Origin of the sequence: Alsobacter metallidurans, assembly GCF_014636935.1 — a bacterium.
Taxonomy (GTDB): Bacteria; Pseudomonadota; Alphaproteobacteria; order Rhizobiales; family Beijerinckiaceae; genus Alsobacter; species Alsobacter metallidurans.
In genome coordinates this window covers 1,717,751-1,742,674 of sequence record NZ_BMES01000002.1, presented here as the reverse complement: position 1 = coordinate 1,742,674, position 24,924 = coordinate 1,717,751, and the positions used below count along the sequence as shown (strand labels likewise).

Here is a 24,924-nt window from a genome sequence, read left to right as displayed (position 1 = left end):
GGCCTTTCGATGATCCATTCGGACCCGTCAAAGGGCGGCTCAATCTAAGCCGAAAGCACGTCCGGTCAATGTGAGTTCAACGGGGGGAGCGGCATGTCAGGGGAAAACCAGGCGATCCGGGGCGGAATCGCGCGGGTGTCCAACCGGGTCATGAACCTGGCGCACCTGCTCGACCAGGCCGCCCGACGCTTTCCCGACCGCGTCGGCTTCGTGTGGGGCGAGCGCTCCTGGACGTGGTCGCAGATGAGCGCCCGGGCCAAGGCGTTGGCGGCCGCGCTGGCGGAACGCGGCGTGAGCAAGGGCGACCGCGTGCTGGTGCACTCCAAGAACGGCGAGGAGATGTGGATCTCGCTGTTCGCGACGCTGCGGCTCGGGGCCGTGTGGGTGCCCACCAATTTCCGGTTGATCCCCGACGAGGTCGCCTACCTGGCGTCGGCCTCGGGCGCGAAGGCGTTTCTGTGCCACGCCGAGTTCCCCGCCCATGCGGCGGCCGTGCAGGCTGCATGCCCGGCGCTGGAGCTGCTGGCGAGCTTCGGCGAGGCCCCTTTCGCGGCGATCTCGGTGGGCGCCATGATGGCGCAGCACGATGGCGCCGCAGCGCCGCTCGCGGATGTGGAGTACGACGATCCGTGCTGGTTCTTTTTCACGTCGGGCACCACCGGCCGGCCCAAGGCGGCCGTGCTGACACATGGCCAGATGGCCTTCGTGATCACCAACCACCTCGCCGATCTCACGCCGGGCGCCTCCGAGCAGGACGCCGCGCTGGTCGTGGCGCCGCTCTCGCACGGTGCGGGCGTACACCAGTTGGTGCAGACCGCCCGGGCGGTGAAGACCGTGCTGTTGCCGGGCGACCGCTTCGACGCCGAAGAGGCGTGGCGGCTGATCGCCGAGCACCGGGTCGCAAACATGTTCACGGTGCCGACCATCCTGAAGATGCTGGTGGAGCATCCGGGCGTGGACCGGCATGACCACTCCACCCTGCGCCACGTCATCTATGCGGGCGCGCCAATGTATCGCGAGGACCAGAAGGTCGCGTTGCGCAAGCTCGGCCCCGTGATCGTGCAGTATTTCGGGCTGGGCGAGGTGACCGGGAACATCACGGTTCTGCCGGCGGCGCTGCACGAGGCCGAGGACGGGCCCAACCTGAAGCTCGGCACCTGCGGGTTCGAGCGCACCGGCATGCAGGTGCAGATCCAGGACGATTCGGGCGCGGAGGTCGCGTACGGGCAGACCGGCGAGATCTGCGTCTGCGGGCCGGCCGTGTTCGCGGGCTATTATGACAATCCGGAGGCCAACGCCAAGGCGTTCCGCAACGGCTGGTTCCGCACCGGCGACCTTGGGATCATGGACGCCGAGGGCTTCGTCTACATCACCGGCCGGGCCTCGGACATGTACATCTCGGGCGGCTCCAACATTTATCCGCGCGAGGTGGAGGAGAAGATCCTCACCCACCCGGCCATCGCCGAGGTGGCGGTGCTGGGCGTGCCGGACCCGACCTGGGGCGAGATCGGCGTGGCGGTCTGCGTGCTGAAGCCGGGCGCGAGCGTGGCGGAGGGCGATCTGGTCGCCTGGATGGGAGACAAGATGGCGCGTTACAAGCTGCCCCGGCGGGTGTTCTTCTGGGAGGAGCTGCCGAAGTCCGGCTACGGCAAGATCACCAAGAAGATGGTGCGCGAGGAACTCGAGGCGCGCGGCCTGCTGGCCCCTGCTGGCGGCGCGCAGTGAGCGGCGTCATCAAGGCGCTGGCGCATCCCGGCCCCGCGCCGGCGCAGCGCATCGACAGCCTCGCGGGGCGTGGGATCTCGGTTTCGGGCGTGCTGGAGCCGGGGCTCTCGATCAACGAGGCGATCGCCCGGCTGATGGCGGGGGCGGGCATCCGGGGCGGGACGCTGGAGCTCGCCGGCGGCGCGCTGGCGCCCTTCACCTATGTGCGGCCGGCGCTCTCCACGGACGGCGTCCACGCGGCCTGGTACAGCGCGCCGTTCTCGCCCCCGGGCGTCACGCGGCTGGAACGCGCGAACGTCACCTTCGGCACGCGCGATGGGGCGCCGTTCGTTCACGTGCACGGCGTCTGGGCGGAGGCCGACGGCCGGCGCACCGGCGGCCACATGATGCCGCACGACGCCATGGTGGCCGAGCCGATCGCCGCCACCGCGTGGGGGCTCGCCGAGCATGGGATCGACGCCCGCGAGGACGCCGAGACGGTGTTCAAGATCTTCGGGCCGGTTGAACTGGCCGACCCTGGCCCGCCCGGCTCCGGCCCGCGGCTGGCGCTCGCCCGTATGCGACCCAATATCGACTTCTGCGGCGCGCTGGTCGCGCTGGCGCAGCGGCACGGTTTTGCGGCCGCCCGCGTGCGTGGCAGCGTCGGAAGCCTGATCCAGCCGCTCTACACCAGTGGGCATCGGGTCGGAGACATCGCCACCGAGATCTTCGTGGAGCGCGGCGTCGTGCGGCGAGGCCCCTCGGGCGCGCTGGAGGCTGAGGTCGACATCGTGCTGGTGGATACGCAGGGCGAGATCCACACGGGGCGACTCGTGCCCGGCGAGGCGCCGGTCTGCATCACCTTCGAGGTCGCGCTGGAAGAGGGCTGAGCTTTGGCCGCCAACCCCCAAAGCAAAACGCCCGGCTGAGCCGGGCGATTGTTCAGGCGAGACCCCCAAAGTCGGTCCAGCAGGGCGATTGTTGTTGTTGAGCCCTGTCGTTTATAGGCGCGCGGTCCGGCTCCATGTCCTTCACCGGGCGCGGGTGATCAGGCCGGCCGGTTGGATTCGCTTGCCTTGTAATTAGGCGCAGATTCTCTGGATATGTAAAGTGTAGCTCACGTTCGTGCTTTTCCTGACACGCCCTCCGCAATTCGATCAGTTGTGCGGCGCACAAATACTCTTTCGGTTGAGCCCGATAGGGAATCTTACCAAGAAGAACTGCAGACTGCTCGGACTGATGATCACAAAACGATCGCTGGCGTGAGTCGGCGCCCGTTTATTAGCCTCCCTCCTTTTCGGCTCCCCCGGTCCGACATGGCGTTTGAAGCTCTCTCCGTCCGGCGCTCGCAGGCGTCGCTTCGTTTCCCGGGCGAGGAGGCGCTGCCGCCGTCGCGCCTGTTCCGCGCCTTGTTTGAGGCGGTGCAGTCAGCGCGCCTGTTCCCCGACAGCAAGACCTTTGCGGATTGCACGCCGCGCGTGGACCCGGCCGCCATCCTGGCCGCCTGGGAGGCCGAGCGCGGCGACGCCGGCTTCGATCTCGCCGGCTTCGTGGCGGCCCATTTCATGCTGCCGCCCGCCTCCGAGACCGGCTTCATGACCGTGGCTGGCCGCGACGTGCCCGCCCATATCGACGCGCTCTGGCCGCTGCTGGAGCGCCATGCCGAGGCGCCCGCGCCCGGCTCATCGCTGCTCGCGCTGGCCAAGCCCTACGTGGTGCCGGGCGGCCGCTTCGGCGAGATCTACTATTGGGACAGCTATTTCACGATGCTGGGCCTCGTCCGCAGCGGCAGAGAGGACCTCGCCGCCGCCATGGTGGAGAACTTCGCCCACCTGATCGAGACCTACGGCCACGTGCCCAACGGCAATCGCAGCTACTATCTCACCCGCTCGCAGCCGCCGTTCTTCGCCCTGATGGTGGCGCTGATCGCGGGCCTGCGCGATCACGCCGAAACCTATCGCGCCTATCTGCCGGCGCTGGAGGCCGAATACGCATTCTGGATGGCGGGGGCCGAGGATCTCGCGCCCGGGCATGCGCACCGGCGCGCCGTGCGTCTCGCCGACGGCGCGATCCTGAACCGCTACTGGGACGACCGCGCCACGCCGCGCGACGAGAGCTGGCGCGAGGACATGGAGACCGCAGAGGCCGCGCCCGGCCGCGAGCCCACGCAGGTCTGGCGCGACCTGCGCGCCGCGGCCGAGAGCGGCTGGGACTTCTCCAGCCGCTGGCTGAAGCCGGGCGGCGGCCTGGAGACGATCCGCACCACCAGCATCGCCCCCATCGACCTGAACTGCCTCCTGCTGCAGCTCGAAACCACGCTGGGCGAAGCCTACGGATGGGCCGGCGAGACGCAGGCCGCCGACGCCGTGAAGGACGCCGCCCGGCGCCGCCGCGACGCCATCCACGCGCATTTCTGGGACCCTCGGCAGGGCGCGTTTGGCGACCTGCTCTGGGAGGAAGGCCGCCACACCGGCGTGCTCAGCGCCGCGACCCTGTTTCCGCTGTTTCTGGGCTTCACGACGGGCGGGCGGGCCCGGGCGGTCGCGGCGGCGGTGCGGCGCGAGCTGCTGGCCCCCGGCGGTTTGGTGACGACCCGCGTTCGCTCCGGCGAGCAGTGGGACGAACCGAATGGCTGGGCGCCCCTGCAGTGGATCGCGGTAGCGGGTCTGACGCAGTATGACGAGTACGCCCTGGCGAACGAGATCGCGCGGCGCTGGATCGCCAAGGTCGGCCATGTCTATGCGGCCACCGGCAAGCTGATGGAGAAATACGACGTCGTCAGCGAGGACCTCGCGGCCGGCGGCGGCGAGTACCCCAACCAGGACGGCTTCGGCTGGACCAACGGCGTCACCCGCGAGTTGATGGCGCGCTATCCTGAACTCGGCGTCGTACCGCTTCCGGCCGCCAACCTGGCCCGCACGGGAGGGTAGGGGCGAGCCCCGGCGAGCTACATTGCCGGTCGCCAAGGGTGTCGATTGTTGCCAATCCGGATTGGCGGGCCCAGCCTTCTGGTTGGAGGCGGCGCAACCTCCGATCGCGTTCAATCATAACGAGCACTGCGCCTCCCGGGAGCGGAACCAGAGGAGAGTCGAAGTGAGCACACGCGGAATCCGTCTCGCGCCGGCCGCGCTGGCGTTCTTGTGGGCCAGTCCACTCGCCTTCGCGCAGCAGGCCGTTCCGCCCGTTGGCGGCGTTCCAGCCGACTATTGCGACAGCACCTGCCGGGCCAAGCGCGCCAATCCCAAGCCGGAGGTGGTGTCCCCCACGGTGAGCCCCGACGGGCAGGTAACGGTGAAGATCTGGGCCCCTGAAGCCAAGAAGGTCGTGGTCAGCGGGCTGGAGGCAAAGCCCGGACCGGCAAAAAAGAGCGAGGACGGGGTCTGGACCTACACGTCCCCCAAGCTCAAGCAAGGCTACGAGAGCTACGCCGTGGAGGTCGACGGCCTCGGCATGCTCGACCCCAACAACCTCTCGGTGGTGGGCGGTCGCAATCGCTACGAGAACATGGTCGAGATCGGGGGCGGGGAGGAGTTCGCCCGCAACGACAAGGACATCCCGCATGGGGTGATCGGCGAGGTGTTCTACCGGGCGCCTGGCGTCGCGTTCGAGCGGCGTATGCGCGTCTACACGCCGCCCCGCTACAACCCGGCGGCCGAGACCCTGCCGACGCTGTATCTCCTGCATGGCGGGACCCAGTCGGAAGACCAATGGCCCAAGCTCGGCCGCGCGGGCTTCATCCTCGACAAGCTGATCGCCGAGGGCAAAGCCAAGCGGATGATCATCGTGATGCCTGACGGCTACCTGGACGACTTCAAGGTTCCGTCCGGCGCGCTGCCCGAGCTGACCACCGCCGAGGTGATCGGGGGCGTCATGCCGTTCGTGGAGGCCAACTACGCGGTGTCGAAGGAGCCCAAGGATCGCGCCATCGCGGGGTTGTCGCGCGGGGCCGGCCAGATCGTCGACATCGTGCGGGCGCTCCCGGGCGGCTTCGGCAATGTGGGGGTGTTCAGCTATTCGCGGACGCGCGTGTCGCTGTTCCGCAAGGAGCTGGAGAGCATGACGGCCGACCAGTGGAGGGCGCTGCGCGAGTCCGTGGCGGGGGCCAAGACGCTGTACTGGTCGGTTGGCACGGAGGACGCCGGCTTCGAGGACAGCAAGGCGATCTGGTCCATGCTGAAGACCAACAGCATCGACTTCACCACACAGCCGCGGCCCGGCAACCACGACTGGTGGGTCTGGCGGGCCAGCCTGCGCGACTTCGCGCAGAAAGCCTTCCAGTAGCGTCCGGCGGCTGCTTCGCCTCGCCGCAACGGGGTGCTAACAATCCCCGTGCGGGAGGGGAGCCGTCGCGCGTGCGTATTCTGCTGGTCGAGGATTCGGAGGATCTGGGCGACGCCGTCGCGTCCAAGCTGCGGCTTTCGGGCCATGCGGTGGAGTGGGCGCGCGACGGCGATGCGGCCGCGGAGCTTGGGCTGGGCGAGAGCTTCGACGCCATTCTGCTCGACATCAACCTGCCGGGCCGCGACGGCTTCGCGGTGCTGGCCGCGCTGCGCGCCGCGCGCATCGCCACACCCGTGCTGGTGATGACGGCGCGCTCCGAGATCGATGACAAGATCGGCATCCTGGACCTCGGCGCGGACGACTACCTGGTGAAGCCCTTTGATCTGCGCGAGCTGGAGGCCCGGCTGCGCGCCCTGCTGCGGCGCCCGTCCGGCGCGGCGGCCAGCGCGGTGCGGATCGGCGACCTCGTGCTCGATCATGCGGCCGGCACGGCGCAGCTCGGCGCGCGGCCGCTGGAGCTCAGCCGGCGCGAGTTCCGGCTGCTTGAAATCCTCACCAGCCGTCTTGGGCAAGTGATCCCCAAGCAGCGGCTCATGGACCAGCTCTTCAGCCTGGAGGACGAGGTCTCCGAGAACGCGCTGGAACTTTACGTCTCTCGCCTGCGCCGCAAGTTGCACGGCGCGCCCCTCAGCATCGTCACCGTGAGAGGCGCCGGCTATGCGGCTCGTCCCCACGAGGCGTAGCGGCTTCTCGATCGGCCGGCGGCTGCTGGCCGCCGCCACGGCGGCGCTTGCGGTCGCAACCGTCGCGTTGGTGGCGATTAGCGCCGTGTATTCGCGCCAGGCCGCGGACGCGGCGTTCGACCGGCTGCTCGCCGCCTCGGCGCTTTCCATCGCGGGCGCGGTGCAGGCCGAGGAGGGCAAGGTCGCCGTCGAGGTGCCGTTCGCGGCGCTGGCCATGCTGGGCTTCGCGGCCGAGGACCGCATCTTCTACGAGGTGCTGGACCCGGAAGGCCGCCCGGTGACGGGCTACGCCGACCTCGGCGAAGGCTTGCCGGCGGCCCGCTCGGCCGACCCGGTGTTCCAGAACCTCGCTTTTCGGGGCGACGAGATCCGCGTCGTCACGGTGGGCCGCCTGGTGTCGCTCGGCGATCGCGCAGGGTGGGTCACCGTGCGGGTCGGCGAGACGCGCGACGCGCGGGCGCTGCTCGCCTCCGAGCTGATCCAGCGCGCCGTGTGGCCGCTGCTGGCGCTGGCCGGCTTTGCGCTGCTGCTGGTGCATTTCGGCGTGAAGCGGGCGCTGCGGCCCTTGCGGGCGATCGAGCGCGAGCTGCGCGGCCGCGCGCCCAACGATCTAGCGCCGCTCGCCGCCCCCGTGCCGCACGAGGTCGACGAGCTCGTGACGGCGCTGAACGACTTCATGGCGCGGCTCGCCAGCGTGTTCGGCCGGCTGAGCTCGCTTCTGGCCGACGCCGCCCACCAGGTGCGCACGCCGCTCGCCTCCCTGCGGGCGCAATCCGAGATCGCCCTGGAGGAAACCGACCCGGCGCGGCTGCGCGACAGGCTGGCGCGCATCCATGCCAACGCCGTGCAGGCCAGCCAACTCGTCGGCCAGGTGCTGATGGACGCCACGCTCATCCATCGGCTGGAGAGCCGCGACGTCGCCCCCGCGCCGGTGGCCGGCATCGTCGAGGACGCGCTGAAGAGCCTCGATCCGGACGCAGCCGGGCGCATCCGCACCAGTCTCGATCCGGCCGCCGCCGGCGCGGTGATCTCGGGCGACCGCATCGCCCTGCGCGAAATGCTGAAGAACCTCGTCGAGAACGCGCTGCTGCATGCGCCCGAAGGTCTCATCGAGGTGACCGTGAGCCAGCCCGGGCCCGGGCGCGTCATTATCGCGGTGCTGGATCGGGGGCCCGGCATCCCGGACGACGAAAAGGCGCTGGTGCTGCAGCGCTTCAGGCGCGGCCGCCGCGCCCGCGAGGGCACGGGCTCGGGGCTCGGCCTGTCCATCGTGGACCAGGTGGCGCGCGGTCATGGCGGGGCGCTGACGCTGGCCGACCGACCCGGCGGCGGGCTCCACGCCTCGGTGACGCTGGAGGCCGAGGCCGCGCCGGCGCGATCGGCTCTGATGGGCGGCGTCGCGGCGCTGCTGGCGATCGGCGCCATGCTGGCCCCGCTCGCGTCAGCCCGCGCCGCCGACGTTCGCGTCCACGCCTTCGGGGATGGCGGCGGCCGGCCGCTTGTGATCGCCGGCACCACGGACGCGGCGCAGTTCGCGCCCCTGATCGAGGATTACCGCGCCGCTCATGCGGGGCAAGGCGTCGTCTACCTGGAGCTCGACACCGGAGAATTGCAGGAGCGCTTCCTGGCCGGGGCGCTGCAGCCCAAGCCGGATCTGCTGGTGAGCTCAGCCATTGACCTCCAGGTGAAGCTCGCCAATGACGGATTGGCGCTGGCGCACGATTCCGTTTTCACGCGCGCGCTGCCCGCTTGGGCGCGGTGGCGCAACGAGGTGTTCGGCTTCACATTCGAGCCGGCCGTGATCGTCTACAATCCCGACTTGGTGCCCGAGGCGCCGCGCTCGCGCTCGGCCTGGGTGCAGTTGCTGGACCGCAATCCCGAGCGCTTTCGCGGCAAGGTCGCGACCTACGACATCGTCAAGAGCGGCGTCGGTCACCTGCTTGCGGCGCAAGACGCGCAGGTGTCTTCCCTGTTCTGGCGCGTCGCCAGCGCGCTGGGCGGCGCGGGCGCGCAGCTCGTGTGCTGCACAAGCGAGATGATCGACAAGGTCGAACGCGGCGAACTCGCGATGGCGTACAACGCTCTCGGCTCCTACGCGCTGGCGCGCCGGGCCGCTGGCGCCCGCATCGGCGTCGTGACGCCGAGCGACTACACGCTGGTGCTGAGCCGCGTGATGCTGATCCCGCGCAGCGCGCCCCATCCCGACCTTGCCCGGGCCTTCGTGGACCACACGCTCTCGCCGCGCGGCCAGTCCGTTGTGGCGGGAGCGGCCGGGCTCGGCGCGATTCTGGGCGAGGGCCCCGGCACGGCGGCCGCCATCGCCCAGCAGGCGAGGGGCCCGCTCCAGCCGATCACCATCGGCCCTTGGCTGCTGGCGTTTCTGGACCAGCAACGACGCTCACGCTTTCTGCAAAGCTGGCTGCAGATTGTCTCGCCGAATTAGGTGAATTAAGCGAGGGGAGGATGGCTTCTGCGCAGTCGTGTGGCCGCTCGCAGTTTCGAAGCCTCGATGCCCACCCTCCCCTTAAGGGGGAGGGCAGACGGCCGAAGGCCGTCGGGGTGGGATGCCGGCGGGGCAGGGTTGAGGCTGACCAAAGACGCACGCTGGCGTGGACCCACGCCGCATAGATGAGCGTCACGCCCTGCAGCACCCCACCCCGCCGCTGCGCGGCGACCCTCCCCCTCAAGGGGAGGGTGGGGCTGCGGCGCTGCCGTTACCCGCCCACCTTCCGCCGGGCCCAGTGCGCAAACGCGTAGGCCAGCGCGTCAAAGCGGCGGCGGTCGTTGACTTCGGGGCGGCGCCAGTCGCCGGCCGTGCCGGCGTTCTGCTGCACCAGCAACGGGAAACTCTGGCCGCCGAGCGACACCGTGCCTTCCAGGAAGTCGCTCTCGGCGCCGCCGCCGCCGCCGCGGCCCCGGCCCACGGCAGGGCCGGCCGGAGGCGTCATCGAGATGGCGGTGAGCTGGACATAGAGCACCGGCGCCCGGCGATCGCGCGTAATCTGGCCGGCGAATTCCCTCGAGAGTTGACGGTGCACGGCGGCGCCGAGCGCCTCCGCGAAGCCGTTCAGGCCCTTGGCCTCGAGCGGCCGGATGTCCACCGAGATGCCGCTGATCGCCGGTCCGCCGGCCATTTGGGCCAGCACGGGCGAGGACGCGACGATGCCGGCCGCGAGCGCGGATGCGCCCAGGCCCAGAACCGCGCGACGATCAAACGAACGCGACATCCACGATTTCATAGCTCTTGCCTCCACCAGGCGTGTTGACCTCGACCGAGTCACCGGTCTTCTTGCCGATCAACGCGCGAGCGATGGGGGAAGTTATGCTCACCCGTCCAGATTTCACGTCGGCCTCGGATTCGCCGACGATCTGGTAAGTCTTGGTCTCGTCCGTGTCCTCGTCAATGAGCTTCACGGTGGCGCCGAATTTAATCGTCCCGCCGGACAGCTTGCTGATGTCGATGATCTCGGCGCGCGACAACTTGTCCTCGAGCTCGGCGATCCGACCCTCGTTCAGGGACTGCTGTTCCTTGGCGGCGTGATATTCGGCGTTTTCCGAAAGATCGCCATGGGAGCGCGCTTCCGCGATCGCCTGGATGATGCGCGGGCGCTCGACCTGCTGGCGGTGCTTCAGCTCATCCTCGAGGGACTTGTAACCCGAGGGGGTCAGCGGAATCTTTTCCATCACTGCTTCCGTTCGATCAGAAAATCCGAAAAAGCCGCCGTCCCGACGCTCCCTTTCAAGAGCCCGGACGACGGCGGATCACTTTCGGACGTTGAGGTCCGCCCTTGGCGAAACTCAGCCCCGGGCCGTGAAGTAGTCCTGCAACGCGCGAACCTGGAGATCGCCGCCCGCGTAGGCCTTGATCCCCTGCGCCGCAGCCACGGCTCCCGCTAGCGTGGTGTAATACGGCACCTTATGCAAGAGGGCCGCACGGCGGAGCGAGCGCGAGTCCACCAGCGCCTGCTTGCCTTCCGTGGTGTTGAACACCAGCTGGATCTCGCCGTTCTTGATGGCGTCGACCACGTGCGGGCGGCCTTCCAGCACCTTGTTGATCTTCGCCGCATGGACGCCGTGCTCTTCCAGGAAGCGCTGCGTGCCCGAGGTGGCGATGATCTTGAAGCCGAGATCCGCCAGCGTCCGCATGGTCTCGACGATGCGGGGCTTGTGGTCCTCGCGCACCGACACGAACACCGCGCCGGCCTTCGGCACCGAGGCGCCGCCGCCGAGCTGGCTCTTGGCGAAGGCGATGCCGAAGGAGCTGTCGAGGCCGATGACCTCGCCGGTGGAGCGCATCTCCGGGCCGAGCAGCACGTCCACGCCCGGGAAGCGCGCGAACGGGAACACGGCCTCCTTGACGCCGATATGGTCGAGCTGCTTCGGCTGGAGGCCGAAGCTCGCCAGGCTCTCGCCCGCCATGATGCGCGAAGCGATCTTGGCGATGGGCTCGCCGATCACCTTGGCGACAAACGGCACCGTGCGGGACGCGCGGGGGTTCACCTCCAGCACGTAGATGTCGCCGTCCTTCAGCGCGTACTGGACGTTCATGAGGCCGCCGACATCCAGCGCCAGCGCGAGCTCGCGAGTCTGGCGCTCCAGCTCGGCGATCGTCTCCGGCTTCAGCGAGTGCGGCGGCAACGTGCAGGCGCTGTCGCCCGAGTGGATGCCGGCCTCCTCGATGTGCTCCATGATGCCGGCGATATAGACGTCCTTGCCGTCGCACAGCGCGTCGACGTCAACCTCGATGGCGTCCGTCAGGTAGCGGTCGAACAGCAGCGGGTTCTTGCCCAGGACCGTGTTGATCTGGCCGGTCTTGTCGTTGGGATAGCGGGCCTTGATGTCGTTGGGCACCAGCTCGGGCAGGGTGCCGAGCAGGTATTTGTCGAACATCGCCTCGTCATGGATGATCTCCATGGCGCGGCCGCCGAGCACGTAGGACGGGCGCACCACCAGCGGCAGGCCTAGGTCCTGCATGATCAGGCGGCTCTGCTCCACCGAATAGGCGATGCCGTTCTGCGGCTGCTTGAGGCCGAGCTTGTCGAGCAGGCGCTTGAAGCGGTCGCGATCCTCGGCGAGGTCGATCGCCTCCGGCGAGGTGCCCAGGATCGGGATGCCGGCCTGCTCCAGCGCCTTGGCGAGCTTCAGCGGAGTCTGGCCGCCGAACTGCACGATGACGCCCACCAGCGTGCCGTTCTCCTTCTCCTTGAGCAGGATCTCGGTGACGTCCTCGGCGGTGAGCGGCTCGAAATAGAGCCGGTCGGAGGTGTCGTAGTCGGTCGAGACCGTCTCCGGGTTGCAGTTGACCATGATGGTCTCGAACCCGGCGTCGCTCAGCGCGAAGCAGGCGTGGCAGCAGCAATAGTCGAACTCGATGCCCTGGCCGATGCGGTTGGGCCCGCCGCCCAGGATCACGATCTTGCGCCGGTCGGAGGGCTGCGCCTCGTCCGCGAAGGCGCCCGAGAAGGGCGGCGCGTAGGTGGAGTACATGTAGGCGGTCGGCGACGCGAACTCGGCCGCGCAGGTGTCGATGCGCTTGAACACCGGCCGCACCTCGAGCGCGCGACGACGCTTGGACACTTCCGCCTCGGGGAGCTTGGCCAGCACGGCGAGGCGAGCGTCCGAGAAGCCCATGGACTTCAGCTGCCGGAAGGCGCCCGGCGTGGTCGGCAGGCCGAGCGCGCGGACCTTGTTCTCGGTCTCGACCAGCGACCAGAGCTGCTCCAGGAACCAGCGGTCGATCTTGCAGGCCTGGTAGATCTGCTCGACGTCGAAGCCATAGCGCATGGCCTGAACGACCTGCAGCAGCCGGTCAGGCGTCGGCGTGCCGAGCGCGGCCCGGATGGCGTTCTTGTCGTCGCCGAGGCCCAGGCCCTCGATCTCGATCTCGTCGAGGCCGGTGAGGCCCGTCTCGAGCGAGCGCAGGGCCTTCTGCAGCGATTCCTGGAAGGTCCGGCCGATCGCCATGGCCTCGCCGACCGATTTCATGGAGGTGGTCAGCGTCTTCTCGGCGCCAGGGAACTTCTCGAAGGCGAAGCGCGGGATCTTGGTGACCACGTAGTCGATGGTCGGCTCGAACGAGGCCGGGGTCGCGCCGCCCGTGATGTCGTTGGCGATCTCGTCAAGCGTGTAGCCGACCGCCAGCTTGGCCGCGACCTTGGCGATCGGGAAGCCGGTCGCCTTGGAGGCCAGCGCCGACGACCGCGACACGCGCGGGTTCATCTCGATCACGATCATGCGGCCGGTGTCGGGGTCCACGGCAAACTGCACGTTGGAGCCGCCGGTCTCGACGCCGATTTCGCGCAGCACCGCCAGCGAGGCGTCGCGCATGCGCTGGTATTCCTTGTCGGTGAGCGTCAGCGCGGGCGCGATGGTGATCGAGTCGCCCGTGTGCACGCCCATCGGGTCGATGTTTTCGATGGAGCAGATGATGATGCAGTTGTCCGCGCGGTCGCGGACCACCTCCATCTCGTACTCCTTCCAGCCGAGCACGCTTTCCTCGACCAGCACCTCGTTGGTGGGCGAAGCGTCGATGCCGCGCTCGATGATCTCGATGAACTCGGCCTTGTTGTACGCGATGCCGCCGCCGGTGCCGCCCATCGTGAAGGAGGGCCGGATGATGGCGGGCAGGCCGATGTCGGCCAGCGCCTCCAGCGCGCCCGCCAACGTCTTGATCTGGTGCGAGCGAGGCGTGTCGAGCCCGATCTTCGTCATGGCGTCGCGGAAGAGCTCGCGATCCTCGGCCTTGTCGATGGCCTCCGCGGTGGCGCCGATCATCTCGACGTCGAACTTCTCCAGCACACCGAGCTTCTTCAGCGAGAGCGCGCAGTTCAGCGCCGTCTGGCCGCCCATGGTGGGCAGCAGCGCGAAGCCGCCCGGAACGGCGTGGCGCTCCTTCTCGATGATCTTGGCCACCACCTCGGCGGTGATCGGCTCCACATAGGTCCGGTGCGCCATGTCCGGATCGGTCATGATCGTAGCCGGGTTCGAGTTCACCAGCACGATCCGGTAGCCCTCTTCCTTGAGGGCCTTCACGGCCTGGGTGCCGGAGTAGTCGAATTCGCAGGCCTGTCCGATGACGATGGGGCCCGCGCCGATGATCAGGATGGTGGAGATGTCTGTCCGCTTTGGCATGTCGCTCTTCGTCAGGGCTATGCGCCAGCCGGAACTCCGCCTGGACGCGCGCACAAAAAAAGGCCGCGCTGTCGGCCATCAACACGGCCGGAGCGCGTCCTCGCGGGAACCTGGATCAGGTTTCGGGCGGGGACGCCGGTTATCGAGACTTCCCGCCGAAAGTCGGGTGTCCTTAGACGAGAATCGAAGCCGTGGGAAGCGGAAACGCGGCCTGGCCTGTGGAGGATGCGCTCGCGGGCGGGTTGACCGCGCGGGGCCGGGGGCCCACAAGCCCGCCATGCCTTCGCCGCAGCCCCCCGCCTCCGCCCTGAAGCGCCAGTTCTCCGCCTTCGCGGGCGTCGGGCTGGTGTCGGCCCTCGCGCATTACGGTGTGCTGGTCGCCCTCGTGGAGGGCGCCGGCGCGCCCGTGGTGGCCGCCACGCTGGCCGGCTACGTGGCGGGCGGAGTGGTCTCCTACGCGCTGAACCGCCGCTATGCGTTCCGCAGCAACCGCCCGCATGGCGAGGCGACCTGGCGCTTCGCGCTGGTGGCCGCGGTGGGCTTCGTGCTCACCGGCCTCGCGATGGGCCTGCTGCACGCGCGATGGGCCATTCCGTACCTGCTCGCGCAGATCATCACCACGGGCTGCGTGATGCTCTGGAGCTTTGCGGCCAATCGGTGGTGGACGTTCCAGGGTCACCGGGAGATTCCCCCCGCGCCCCTGTGAAGCAAGGCACAGATGAGGCGCAGTGGATCGTGCACACTCGATTGCGGGGCGTCACGGCTTGAGCCGCACACCGCGCGAGGGTGGAATGAGTACTGCCGACTTGATGCTGGCGCTCTTCAGCTTCTTCAATTTTCTGCGTGTCTTTTCTTACGTGCCGCAAATCATCAAGGTCGCCCGCGACGAGCACGGGGCCTCGGCCATCTCGTACAGCACCTGGGCGATGTGGACCTGCGCCAACGGCTCGACGCTGGGCTACGCGGCCGTGAACCTGCACGACCCGTGGCTCGCCTTCATCTCGGGCGTCAACACGGCGGGCTGCGCGATCGTGATCGCGCTGACGGTCGTCAAGCGCCGGCAGCACCGGGAGCGGCTGGAAGCCCGGTCAGCCGCCTAGTCGGGCCGCGTCGCCACGAAGCACATCCTCGCCTGGTTATGACCGATGTTCGGCCGGCGGCGCTCGGCGTCGAAGCCGGCGTTTTCGAGGATCGCCAGCATGGCGTTCTCGTCGTAGGTGGAGAGGCCGAGCTCAGCGCGCAGCTTGCGGTAATCCGATAGCGCGGTGCGGACAAGCCCCGCGCCGGCGGCCAGCAGGAAGCCGCCCTCGTAGCCGAAGCGCAGCAGCGCGGCGGCGTCCGTCACCGGGCTCACGTCCGGCGGGATTACGTCGCCGAGAACGAGGTGGCCGCCGGGGCGCAGGAGGCGGCGCCATTGGGCGAGGAGGCGGTCGAGTTCGGCGCGCGGCAGGTATTGCAGCAGCGAGTTGACGACCACCACGTCTATCGACCCCGGGGCCAGCGCGTCGACCTCTTCGGGGGAGAGCGCCTCGATGGCGGTATCGCCGGCATACCGCGCGCGCACCCCGGCCAGCACGCCCGGCGCGGCGTCCGAGAGGATCAGCCGTGAGGCAACCGCCGCCACGACCTTGGCCTCCAACGCCTCGCCGCAGCCGAAATCCAGCACCACGGGCTTGCGGTCGGCCGGCGAGAGCGCACGCACCAGCGCGGCGACGTCGCGCGCGACCATGCGGCCATGCAGAAGCTTGTGCCGCTCGTTCACGTAGAGAGCGTGGTCGCCGTCGAAAAACTCACGCCAGGACATCGCCATCAAGCCTTCCCCTCGCGGCGAAGGATGGGCCGCCGACGGTTGTGCGCCGATTGTAACCGGCTGGAACAACAAGAAAAGCGGACCGCGGCTCCAGCGGTTCAGCGCTTCTTTTTGCGCGGAGAGAGGCTGTCGATATAGGCCACCAGGTCGTCGACCTCCTCGACCGAAAAGTTGAACTCGGGCATGCCCACGTCCTCATGGCCGACCATAATGCCTTCGGCCAGCGCCTCCTGCAGCGATGAGATCGGATAGCGCGCGGACAATGTCCGGAAGGGCGGGGCGGCGGCGTTGCGGCTCGGTCCGCTTCGCCCCACCGCATGGCAGGGCCCGCAATTGGCCTGCGCGATTGCGGCGCCGCGCTTCAGGTTGGCGGCGACGGCCGGAAAAACGGCCAGAGCCACTCCCGCAGCCGCGAGGCAGATCGACACCCTGTTCATCGCAACCTCCCAGACGCTGCGCGAGGGGCAGCAGCGTGAATCGGGGGGATCACGATGGTGCAGCGCCTAGCCCGCGAGGGCAAGGCGCGCCTGGGTCAGCGCTTGTTGGCGTCGATCATCTCGACGAACCGGTCGAACAGGTAGTGGCTGTCCTGCGGGCCGGGCGATGCCTCGGGATGGTGCTGCACCGAGAAGGCGGGGCGATCGGTGAGGGCGATGCCGCAGTTCGAGCCGTCGAACAGCGAGACATGCGTCTCCTTGGCGTTGGCCGGCAGGCTGTCCCGGTCCACCGCAAAGCCGTGGTTCATGGACACGATCTCGACTTTGTCGGTCGTGAAGTCCTTCACCGGGTGGTTCGCGCCATGGTGGCCCTGGTGCATCTTGGCGGTCTTGCCGCCCACCGCGAGCGCCAGCATCTGGTGGCCGAGGCAGATGCCGAAGGTCGGGACCTTCTGGTCCAGCAACGCGCGGATCACCGGGACCGAATACTCGCCGGTCGCGGCCGGATCGCCCGGGCCGTTGGACAGGAACACGCCGTCCGGCTTCAGCGCCAGCACGTCTTCGGCGGTCGCGGTGGCGGGCACAACCGTGACCTTGCAGCCGCGGTCGGCCAGCAGGCGCAGGATGTTGCGCTTCACGCCGTAGTCGATGGCCACCACGTGGCGGGTGGAATTCTCCTGAAGGCCAAAGCCTTCGCCCCACTTCCAGCTCTTCTCGTCCCAGCCGTAGCGCTGCGCCGCCGTCACCATGGGGACGAGGTCGAGCCCGTCCATGGAGGGCAGGGCGGCGGCTTCCCGCTTCAGCGCCTCGACGTCGAACACGCCGTCCGGCGCATGCGCGATCACGGCGTTGGGCATGCCCTTCTCGCGGATCAGCGCCGTCAGCGCGCGGGTGTCGATCCCCGCGAGGCCAACGATGCCGCGGCTCTTCAGCCAAGCGTCGAAGTGGCGGGCGGCGCGCCAGTTGGACGGGTCCGTAATGACGGTGTGCAGGATGGCCCCGCGGACGCCCGAATTGGCCGCCATGTTGACGGTCTCGACGTCCTCGTCGTTGACGCCGACATTGCCGATATGCGGGAACGTGAAGGTGATGATCTGGCCCGCATAGGAAGGGTCGGTCAGGATTTCCTGATAGCCCGTCATCGCGGTGTTGAAGCAGACCTCGCCGACGGCCGAGCCCTCGGCGCCGACGCCGAAGCCTTCCAGCACCGTGCCGTCCGCCAGCACGAGCAGCGCCGTGGCGCGGGGCTCCGCCCAGCCGCCGTGATCCGTCGCGCCCTGGGCCTGCCCGGGGGCTTGATCTTGAAGCGTCGCCATTTTCGTCCTAAGTCCTGCCGCCCGGACGCGGAACTCATCGCCGCGCCTGGGAGCGTTGCACATCCGTCGCACGCTCGCGGCCCGGGTCCTTGGGACCCGAGCGCCGGACCGGCAAACTAGGGGGACGGGCGCGCGGCGTCAACCGGAAAGCATTCCGGAATTCACAACCGCTTTCAGTGACTTACCGTTTCCGCCGCCGTTCGCTCGCCGAATCGGGCAGGGCGGCCGAAAGCCTCAACCAGGAAAGACGAGCGCCATGCGCGAGCAATTCACCACTGCGCTGAAAGAGGCCATGAAGGCGGGCGACAAGCGCCGGATCTCCACCGTGCGGCTGATCACGGCCGCCCTGAAGGATCGCGACATCGAGGCGCGCACTGCCGGCAAGGAGCCGCTCGGCGACGAGGAGATCCTCGGCCTGCTGCAGAAGATGATCAAGCAGCGGCAGGAATCGCAGAAGATCTACCAGGAGAACGCCCGCCCCGAGCTCGCCGAGCAGGAAGGCGAGGAGATCGCCATCATCATGTCGTTCATGCCCAAGCAGATGGACGACGCCGAGGTGTCGTCGGCCATCGACGGTGTGATCGCCGAAACCGGCGCGGCCGGCATGAAGGACATGGGCAAGGTGATGGCCGCCCTGAAGGAGCGCTACGCCGGCAAGATGGATTTCGGCAGGGCGAGCGCCGCCATAAAGGCCAAGCTGCAGGGGTGAAGCGGCTGGCGGAGGGGCGTGCGCCGGCCACAACCGGCGCGCTCGCTAAACGGCCCGCGGATTGGCATGATAGGCTCATGCCGATGAATGCTCCGGTCCAGATCCCCGGCCCCATCCGCCAGACCCAGGCCGCCGAAGGGCTGCCTCGCCGCGCCTTCTCGGTGGCGGAGGTCGAACAATTGGTCGAGGCCGGGATCCTCGCCGAGGACGACCGCTTGGAGCTCATCGGCGGGGAGCTCGTGGTGATGCCTGCAAAGGGGATTCGGCACGAGGTGGTGAAGGCGGCCTTGAACGACCTATGGATCCGGCAGCGACCCGATGATCTTCGAATCGTGCCGGAAACGACGTTCCGTCTCTCTGAGGATACATTTCTCGAACCCGACTTCGTCGTTTTCCGCAAACCCGTGACGCTTGCTACGATTGCGGGTCCCACCATCCTGCTGGCCGTCGAGGTGTCGGATTCGAGCCTCGGCTACGATCTCCACCGCAAGCCCGCCATTTATGCGCGCTTCGGCGTGCCGGAACTGTGGGTGATTGACGCCGTGCGGCGGGAGACGCACGTGTTTACCGGCCCGGGTGCGGGCGGCTATTCGCACGTGTCCGTGCAGCCAGCCTCTGAACGGCTGGTTCCCGGTCTCGCGCCGGACCTTCCGCTTCGCCTCGATGATCTCGACCTGGAGTGGGACGCAGCGGATCTCCCATGATCCGCCGTTCGGCCCTGCTGGCCCAAAAGATGAGCAGGCGCGAGGACATCCTGGTTGTCGTTGAAGGACCCTGTGGATTGCGGGCGTAACTCGCCGGCCATTTCGGTCGACTCGGCGCGGCCCTATATTGACAGGACATGAAATTTCCGCCCGGCCTCCTTGATGAGATCCGCGCGCGGCTTCCGGTTTCGGAGGTCGTGGGCAAGCGCGTGCGCCTGCAGAAGGCCGGGCGCGAGTGGAAGGGGTTGTCGCCCTTCAACGCCGAGCGGTCGCCCTCCTTTTTCGTCAACGACCAGAAGGGCTTCTTCCACGATTTCTCGTCCGGCAAGCATGGCGACATCTTTGCTTTCGTGATGGAGACGGAAGGCGTCGCCTTTCCGGAGGCGGTGGAGCGGCTGGCCGGGCAGGCGGGCGTCGCCTTGCCCAAGATCTCCCGCGAAGCCGAGGAGCAAGAGCGCAAGGTCCGGGGCCTCAACGAGGTCATGCAACTCGCGGCGGATTTCTACCGCTCGCAGCTGGAAGGCCGGGTCGGCGCGAAGGCGCGGGCCTATTGCGAGAACCGGGGGCTCGGCCCTGACGTGCGCGAGCGTTTCGGGCTCGGCTATTCGAGCGCCGAGCGGCACGGGTTGCGCGATCATCTCGCCGGCAAGGGCGTCAGCGTCGGGGCCATGATCGAGACCGGGCTGCTGGTGCATGGCGACGACGTCGCGGTGCCGTTCGACCGATTCCGCGACCGGCTGATGTTTCCGATCTGGGACATCCGCGGCCGCGCCATCGCGTTCGGCGGGCGGGCGCTGCAGGCCGACGTGCCGGCCAAGTACCTGAACAGCCCCGAGACGTCGCTCTTCCACAAGGGCGCGGTGCTCTACAACCATCACAACGCCCGCAAGGCCGCCCATGAGCGCGGGACCGTGATCGCGGTGGAGGGCTATGTGGACGTGATCGCGATGAGCGTGGCGGGCTTCCCGCACGCCGTCGCGCCGCTCGGCACCGCGCTGACGCCCGACCAGCTCACGCTGCTCTGGCGCATGACGGACGAGCCGATCCTGTGCTTTGACGGGGACAAGGCGGGCCAGCGCGCGGCCTACCGGGCGATCGAGGTCGCGCTCCCGCTCCTGGAGCCGGGCAAGTCCCTGCGCTTCGCGCTCCTGCCCGAGGGCCAGGACCCGGACGATCTGGCGCGCTCGGGCGGCGGGCCCGCCATCGCGCGGGTGCTGGAGGGCGCGCTCCCGATGGCGGAGGTGCTCTGGCGCCGGGAGACGGAGGCGGGCCCGCTCGACACGCCCGAGCGCAAGGCCATGCTCGAGCGGCGCATCCGCACGCTGCTGGCGGGCGTGCGCGACGAGGACCTGCGCCGGCACTACCGCGCCGAGATGGACGCGCGCATGCGCGAGCTGACGCCGCGCGGCGGCGGCTACGGGGCCGGGCGCCCGGGCGGCGCCTATGGGGGAGCGCGTCCTGGCGCGGGCGCGCCCGCGCGAGGGGGCCAGCGCCGCGGCGACCCGCGCCGGGGCGGGTTCGGGTCCGAGCCCATGCGGGCGTCCGAGAGCCTGGCGCGCAGCCCCCTGTTCTCGCAGGCGCCCACCGTGTCGCCGCGCGAGGCCCTGATCCTGCTCGCGCTCGCGGCGCACCGGATGCTGCTCGCCACGCAGGCGGAGGCGCTGGGCGAGCTCGACCTCGCGCACCCGGACACCAACCGCCTGCGGCAGGCGCTGGTGGACATCGACGCGCACCTGGAGCGCGGGTCGGCCACGGACGTGCGCGCCGCCCTGGAGGCGCAGGGGTTGGGCCCGCTGCTGGCGCGCCTGGAGGCGGCCGTCCGCCCCGGCGACCGGTGGTGCCTTGACTCTTCGGCCGATCCCGACGAAGTCAGGGAAAGCCTTCGTCAGGCCACGACCTTGCATCACAAGGCGCGGACGCTACATAAGGAACTCGGATTGGCCGAAATGGCGTTCGCCCAGGACGAGAGCGAGGCCAGCCTCGCATGGATCCGGGATCTCCGATTGCAGCTGTCCACCATCGACGGGATGGAAGCCGAAATCGAGAAGCTCGGGCGCGGCGACGATCCGCTTGCGGCGAACGATTGAGGCTGCCGGCCCAGATATCCCACGCGTTCCGTCGGAGCGCGAGCCGGGAAATGTGCGCTGGGGCACGACGGACGCCGGAGCGTCGCGGGTAGGTTAAGGGTGACTTAAACGATTCGCGAGTTTGATCCGGATTGCATGTGGCGTGGGCGGACGGGCTACGGTCCTTTCCGCCCTGCATTGCGTTGATAGAAGCCCGCGGCGAGCGGGACAGGCTTGGAGCGACCGGGCATGGCGACGAAGACGACAGAGAAGAACGAGGGCGACGTGGCTGATGCGCCGCAGGTCGATAGCCCGCTTCTCGACCTGACCGACCAGGCCGTCAAGCGGATGATCAAGCTCGCCAAAAAGCGCGGGTATGTGACGCATGACGAACTGAACGAGGTTCTACCTCCGGATCAGAACACCTCGGACCAGATCGAAGACATCTTCGCGATGCTCAACGACATGGGCATCAACGTGGTGGACTCCGAAGAGGCCGACAGCGAGCGCACCGAGGGCGGCGAAGGCGCCGCCGCGGCGGACGACGACGACGAACCCGGCGGCGACCTCGTGGAGGCCGCGCCGCGCGCCGTGGTGGCGCGCGCCGAAAAAGCCGAGCCGACCGACCGCACGGACGATCCCGTTCGCATGTACCTGCGCGAGATGGGCTCGGTGGAGCTTCTCTCCCGCGAGGGCGAGATCGCGATCGCCAAGCGCATCGAGGCTGGCCGCGAGGCGATGATCGCCGGGCTCTGCGAGAGCCCGCTGACGTTCCAGGCCATCATCATCTGGCGCGACGAGCTCATGGAGGCCAAGGTCCTCCTGCGCGACATCATCGATCTGGAAGCCACCTACGCGGGCCCCGAGGGCAAGCACGGTCCCAAGCCGGAAGGCGAGGGCGGCGAGGTCGTGGACGGCGTCGCTCCGCCGCAGCCGGAAGCGCGCGCCGAAGGCGAGGAAGCGCCGATCCCCGAGGGCGACCTCGAGGAAGACGACATGGAGAACAACGTCTCCCTGTCGGCCATGGAGGCGGAGCTGAAGCCGAAGGTGCTCGAAACCTTCGACCGCATTGCGGACGCCTACAAGAAGCTCGGCCGCCTGCAGGACCAGAACGTCGAGTCCAAGCTGCAGAACACGACGCTCTCGCCGGCCCAGGAGCGCAAATACAAGAAGCTCAAGGAAGAGATCGTCACCGACGTGAAGTCGCTGTCGCTCAACCAGAACCGCATCGACGCGCTGGTGGAGCAGCTCTACGACATCAACAAGCGGCTGATCAGCCTCGAAGGCCGGCTCATGCGCCTGGCCGAGAGCTATCGCGTGTCGCGCGAGGACTTCCTGAAGAACTACCAGGGCTCGGAGCTGGACCCCAAGTGGGTGCTGCGCGTGTCGAAGCTCGGCACCCGCGGCTGGAAGGAGCTGATCGCGTCCGAGAAGGACACCATCAAGGACATCCGCCAGGAGATCCACACGCTCGCGGCCGACACCCGGATGGAAATCCAGGAGTTCCGCAAGCTCGTCCACATGGTGCAGAAGGGCGAGCGCGAGGCCCGGCAGGCCAAGAAGGAGATGGTGGAGGCCAACCTGCGCCTCGTCATCTCGATCGCCAAAAAGTACACGAACCGCGGCCTGCAGTTCCTGGACTTGATCCAGGAAGGCAACATCGGCCTCATGAAGGCCGTGGACAAGTTCGAGTACCGCCGCGGCTACAAGTTCTCGACCTACGCCACGTGGTGGATCCGGCAGGCGATCACGCGCTCGATCGCCGACCAGGCCCGCACCATCCGCATCCCGGTGCACATGATCGAGACGATCAACAAGATCGTCCGCACGTCGCGGCAGATGCTGCACGAGATCGGCCGTGAGCCGACCCCGGAAGAGCTGGCCGAAAAGCTCGCCATGCCGCTCGAGAAGGTGCGCAAGGTGCTGAAGATCGCCAAGGAGCCGATCTCGCTCGAAACGCCAATCGGCGACGAGGAGGATTCGCATCTCGGCGACTTCATCGAGGACAAGAACGCCATCCTGCCGATCGACGCGGCGATCCAGAGCAACCTGCGCGAGACCACCACGCGCGTGCTGGCCTCGCTCACCCCGCGCGAGGAGCGCGTGCTGCGCATGCGCTTCGGCATCGGCATGAACACCGACCACACGCTGGAGGAGGTCGGCCAGCAGTTTTCGGTGACGCGCGAGCGCATCCGCCAGATCGAGGCCAAGGCCCTGCGCAAGCTCAAGCACCCGAGCCGTTCGCGCAAGCTGCGCAGCTTTTTGGACAACTGAGCGCCGGTCCGGCGCAGCCCGGGTCGCAGACACGAAAAAGCCCGCCGAAAGGCGGGCTTTTTGTTGAGGCGAGGGCTGCGAGGCCCCACAAAAGCAAACCGCCACGGTCAGGGGCGAAGCGCGTACATCCGGCGACTTCGAGCCCATAGCGTGGCGGCGATCCGACGGCGGAACCTTGCAGCTCCACGCCATCGTCTGATCCCTAGATGGCGATGCGCGCACCGATTGCAAGAGGCGTCGCTCCACCATCGCGTCGCCGCCATTGGGGCGGACAATCGGGACAGTCGCCGGAACGACCGTCTCTTGGCGCGCGTTCCCACGGCTCTCGCCTCGCGGCGGGACACGAACGACGTGAAGCCCAGGGAGAACCACGATGCGCATGATCATTCTGGCGAGCGCGCTCGCCTGCCTGCCGATGGCGGCTCAGGCCCAGAGCGACGGCCGCGATTGGGACCGCCGCGGCGACTGGATGCAGCAGTCGGGCAGCCGGGGCGATTGGCGCGGCCAGTCCAATCAGGGCCGCTACGACGACCAGGACGACGACGAGCACGATCAGTCGCACGACAACCGCAGCGCCTGGCGCGACGGGGGCGAGCGCCGTGGAAACGACATGCGCGGGCAGGGTCGCGCCGACGGCGGCCGCGGCATGATGCAGGGCGGCATGATGCACGGGGACATGATGCAGGGCGACATGGGCCGCATGCATGGCGAGATGATGCGCCGCATGGGCGGGGCCAGCTTCATGCTGCGCGCCGGCGACGTGCGCCTCGCGGTGCGCTGCAACCCGTCCGAGAGCATGAAGGCCTGCGTGGACGCGGCGACGAGCCTGATGGACCAGGCCAAGACGCTGACGTCCAGCGGATCGAGAAGCCGCAGCTCCGGCTCAAGCGACTCGACGAGCCCGTCCACGGGCGGCGCGGTGGGGCCCGGGTCGACGGCGCCGGGCGCCGCTCCGAAGACACCCTGAGGGTAGGCTGGGGCGTAGCGTCGCGTCGGGGACCTATCGGCAGGGTCATGCGTTGACTCCGCAATCGACAATAATAGGAGCAATCCATGAGCTTGGCTCTTCCGCGCACGTCCCTGACGATGATCTTCGCCGCCGCTTCGCTGGCCGGCGCTTCCATGATCGTGGCCAAGCCGGCCACAGCGGCGCCTGTCGCCGCCGCCCCGATCGCCCAGTCGGCTCCTGACGGTGGCCTCGCCACGCAGGTGCAGTGGCGCCGTCACGGCGGCTATCGCAGCTACGGCGGCTATCGCGGCGGCTACTACGGTCGCGGCTATGGCCCGCGCTACAGCTACTATCGTCGTGGCAACAACTGGGGCGGCGCGGCCGCGGCCGGCATCGCCGGCCTGGCGACAGGCGCCATCATCGGCGGCGTGCTCTCGCAGCCGCGCACCACCTATGTGGAGCCCGGCTACGGTTATGGCGCGGTGGACGCCGGCGGCTCGGCCGACTACTGCGCCCAGCGCTTCCGCTCCTATGACCCGGCCAGCGGCACCTACCTGGGTTACGACGGCCTGCGTCACTCCTGCCCTTGATGGGTCTGGAGCGACATCGGAAAGGCCCGCTTCGGCGGGCCTTTTTCGTGCGTGGTTTTTTCGGGAGCCACCTGCAACGCCGCAGCGCCTCGCCGTCGTTGCGAGCCGGAGGCGAAGCAATCCAGCTTAACGGGCGGGCTTTAGGCTGGATTGCTTCGCTGCGCTCGCAGTGACGGCGTGAGTTGCATATTCGGCTCCCGTGTTGATCAG

The 24,924-nt window shown here is 68.5% G+C and carries 20 protein-coding genes; 14 read left to right on the top strand and 6 right to left on the bottom strand.

Features of this window, described 5'->3' with window-relative positions; genetic code table 11:
- Window positions 1-93 precede the first annotated feature (93 nt).
- From IEV99_RS18535 to IEV99_RS18510, 6 genes are all read left to right on the top strand, one after another.
- Window positions 94-1,725: an acyl-CoA synthetase gene (locus IEV99_RS18535; protein ID WP_188519197.1), complete on the top strand. Its 1,632-nt coding sequence runs from the start codon at window positions 94-96 to the stop codon at window positions 1,723-1,725.
- Window positions 1,722-2,594 (top strand): PCC domain-containing protein, encoded by an 873-nt coding sequence (locus IEV99_RS18530; RefSeq protein WP_188519196.1) that lies wholly within the window; start codon window positions 1,722-1,724, stop codon window positions 2,592-2,594. Before IEV99_RS18535 ends, IEV99_RS18530 begins: the two co-directional genes overlap by 4 nt.
- 426 nt (window positions 2,595-3,020) lie before the next feature.
- Window positions 3,021-4,634 (top strand): alpha,alpha-trehalase TreF, encoded by a 1,614-nt coding sequence (treF, locus tag IEV99_RS18525; RefSeq protein WP_188519195.1) that lies wholly within the window; start codon window positions 3,021-3,023, stop codon window positions 4,632-4,634.
- 163 nt (window positions 4,635-4,797) lie between these two features.
- Entirely contained in the window at window positions 4,798-5,985 is a 1,188-nt protein-coding gene (locus tag IEV99_RS18520; protein WP_188519194.1) for an alpha/beta hydrolase-fold protein, read from the top strand.
- 71 nt (window positions 5,986-6,056) lie between these two features.
- On the top strand, window positions 6,057-6,728 hold the full coding sequence (locus IEV99_RS18515; protein WP_188519193.1) for a response regulator transcription factor: 672 nt from the start codon (window positions 6,057-6,059) through the stop codon (window positions 6,726-6,728).
- On the top strand, window positions 6,703-9,171 hold the full coding sequence (locus tag IEV99_RS18510; protein WP_188519192.1) for a sensor histidine kinase: 2,469 nt from the start codon (window positions 6,703-6,705) through the stop codon (window positions 9,169-9,171). Before IEV99_RS18515 ends, IEV99_RS18510 begins: the two co-directional genes overlap by 26 nt.
- Window positions 9,172-9,442: 271 nt before the next feature.
- Here the strand turns inward: IEV99_RS18510 and IEV99_RS18505 are convergent, their stop codons facing one another.
- The 3 genes from IEV99_RS18505 to carB form a co-directional block, all read right to left on the bottom strand.
- On the bottom strand, window positions 9,443-9,955 hold the full coding sequence (locus tag IEV99_RS18505) for a hypothetical protein (protein WP_188519191.1): 513 nt from the start codon (window positions 9,953-9,955) through the stop codon (window positions 9,443-9,445).
- Complete coding sequence (gene greA, locus IEV99_RS18500; protein WP_188519190.1) at window positions 9,939-10,412, bottom strand: transcription elongation factor GreA; 474 nt, start codon at window positions 10,410-10,412, stop codon at window positions 9,939-9,941. Before greA ends, IEV99_RS18505 begins: the two co-directional genes overlap by 17 nt.
- Window positions 10,413-10,526: 114 nt before the next feature.
- Complete coding sequence (carB, locus tag IEV99_RS18495; protein WP_188519189.1) at window positions 10,527-13,859, bottom strand: carbamoyl-phosphate synthase large subunit; 3,333 nt, start codon at window positions 13,857-13,859, stop codon at window positions 10,527-10,529.
- Window positions 13,860-14,136: 277 nt separating this feature from the next.
- Here carB and IEV99_RS18490 point away from each other — a divergent pair, with 277 nt between their 5' ends.
- Together IEV99_RS18490 and IEV99_RS18485 are read left to right on the top strand one after the other, a co-directional pair.
- The gene (locus IEV99_RS18490; RefSeq protein WP_188519188.1) at window positions 14,137-14,565 is read left to right on the top strand and encodes a GtrA family protein; all 429 of its coding nucleotides are present in this window, start codon (window positions 14,137-14,139) and stop codon (window positions 14,563-14,565) included.
- 85 nt (window positions 14,566-14,650) lie between these two features.
- Window positions 14,651-14,959, top strand: coding sequence for a hypothetical protein (locus tag IEV99_RS18485; RefSeq protein ID WP_188519187.1), 309 nt, complete (start codon window positions 14,651-14,653; stop codon window positions 14,957-14,959).
- On the opposite strand, the gene IEV99_RS18480 is transcribed toward IEV99_RS18485, so the two are convergent.
- The 3 genes from IEV99_RS18480 to carA all read right to left on the bottom strand — a co-directional run bounded on the left by IEV99_RS18480 (window position 14,956) and on the right by carA (window position 17,422).
- On the bottom strand, window positions 14,956-15,669 hold the full coding sequence (locus IEV99_RS18480; RefSeq protein ID WP_308469381.1) for a class I SAM-dependent methyltransferase: 714 nt from the start codon (window positions 15,667-15,669) through the stop codon (window positions 14,956-14,958). The genes IEV99_RS18485 and IEV99_RS18480 overlap by 4 nt on opposite strands.
- A 98-nt stretch (window positions 15,670-15,767) precedes the next feature.
- Window positions 15,768-16,106, bottom strand: a complete 339-nt coding sequence (locus tag IEV99_RS18475; protein WP_188519186.1) for a c-type cytochrome — start codon at window positions 16,104-16,106, stop codon at window positions 15,768-15,770.
- Between the two features lie 95 nt (window positions 16,107-16,201).
- Window positions 16,202-17,422, bottom strand: a complete 1,221-nt coding sequence (carA, locus tag IEV99_RS18470) for a glutamine-hydrolyzing carbamoyl-phosphate synthase small subunit (protein WP_188519185.1) — start codon at window positions 17,420-17,422, stop codon at window positions 16,202-16,204.
- Between the two features lie 256 nt (window positions 17,423-17,678).
- Here carA and IEV99_RS18465 point away from each other — a divergent pair, with 256 nt between their 5' ends.
- The 6 genes from IEV99_RS18465 to IEV99_RS18440 all read left to right on the top strand — a co-directional run bounded on the left by IEV99_RS18465 (window position 17,679) and on the right by IEV99_RS18440 (window position 24,714).
- Window positions 17,679-18,131: a GatB/YqeY domain-containing protein gene (locus tag IEV99_RS18465; protein ID WP_188519184.1), complete on the top strand. Its 453-nt coding sequence runs from the start codon at window positions 17,679-17,681 to the stop codon at window positions 18,129-18,131.
- Window positions 18,132-18,208: 77 nt separating this feature from the next.
- The gene (locus IEV99_RS18460; RefSeq protein WP_244643922.1) at window positions 18,209-18,835 is read left to right on the top strand and encodes a Uma2 family endonuclease; all 627 of its coding nucleotides are present in this window, start codon (window positions 18,209-18,211) and stop codon (window positions 18,833-18,835) included.
- Between the two features lie 137 nt (window positions 18,836-18,972).
- Entirely contained in the window at window positions 18,973-20,922 is a 1,950-nt protein-coding gene (gene dnaG, locus IEV99_RS18455) for a DNA primase (protein WP_188519183.1), read from the top strand.
- 228 nt (window positions 20,923-21,150) lie between these two features.
- Window positions 21,151-23,175 (top strand): RNA polymerase sigma factor RpoD, encoded by a 2,025-nt coding sequence (gene rpoD / locus IEV99_RS18450; protein ID WP_188519182.1) that lies wholly within the window; start codon window positions 21,151-21,153, stop codon window positions 23,173-23,175.
- Between the two features lie 373 nt (window positions 23,176-23,548).
- Window positions 23,549-24,142 carry a hypothetical protein gene (locus IEV99_RS18445; protein WP_188519181.1) on the top strand — a complete coding sequence of 198 codons (594 nt, stop codon included), beginning with the start codon at window positions 23,549-23,551 and terminating at the stop codon, window positions 24,140-24,142.
- A gap of 86 nt (window positions 24,143-24,228) precedes the next feature.
- Entirely contained in the window at window positions 24,229-24,714 is a 486-nt protein-coding gene (locus IEV99_RS18440; RefSeq protein ID WP_244643921.1) for a BA14K family protein, read from the top strand.
- Window positions 24,715-24,924: the final 210 nt, after the last annotated feature.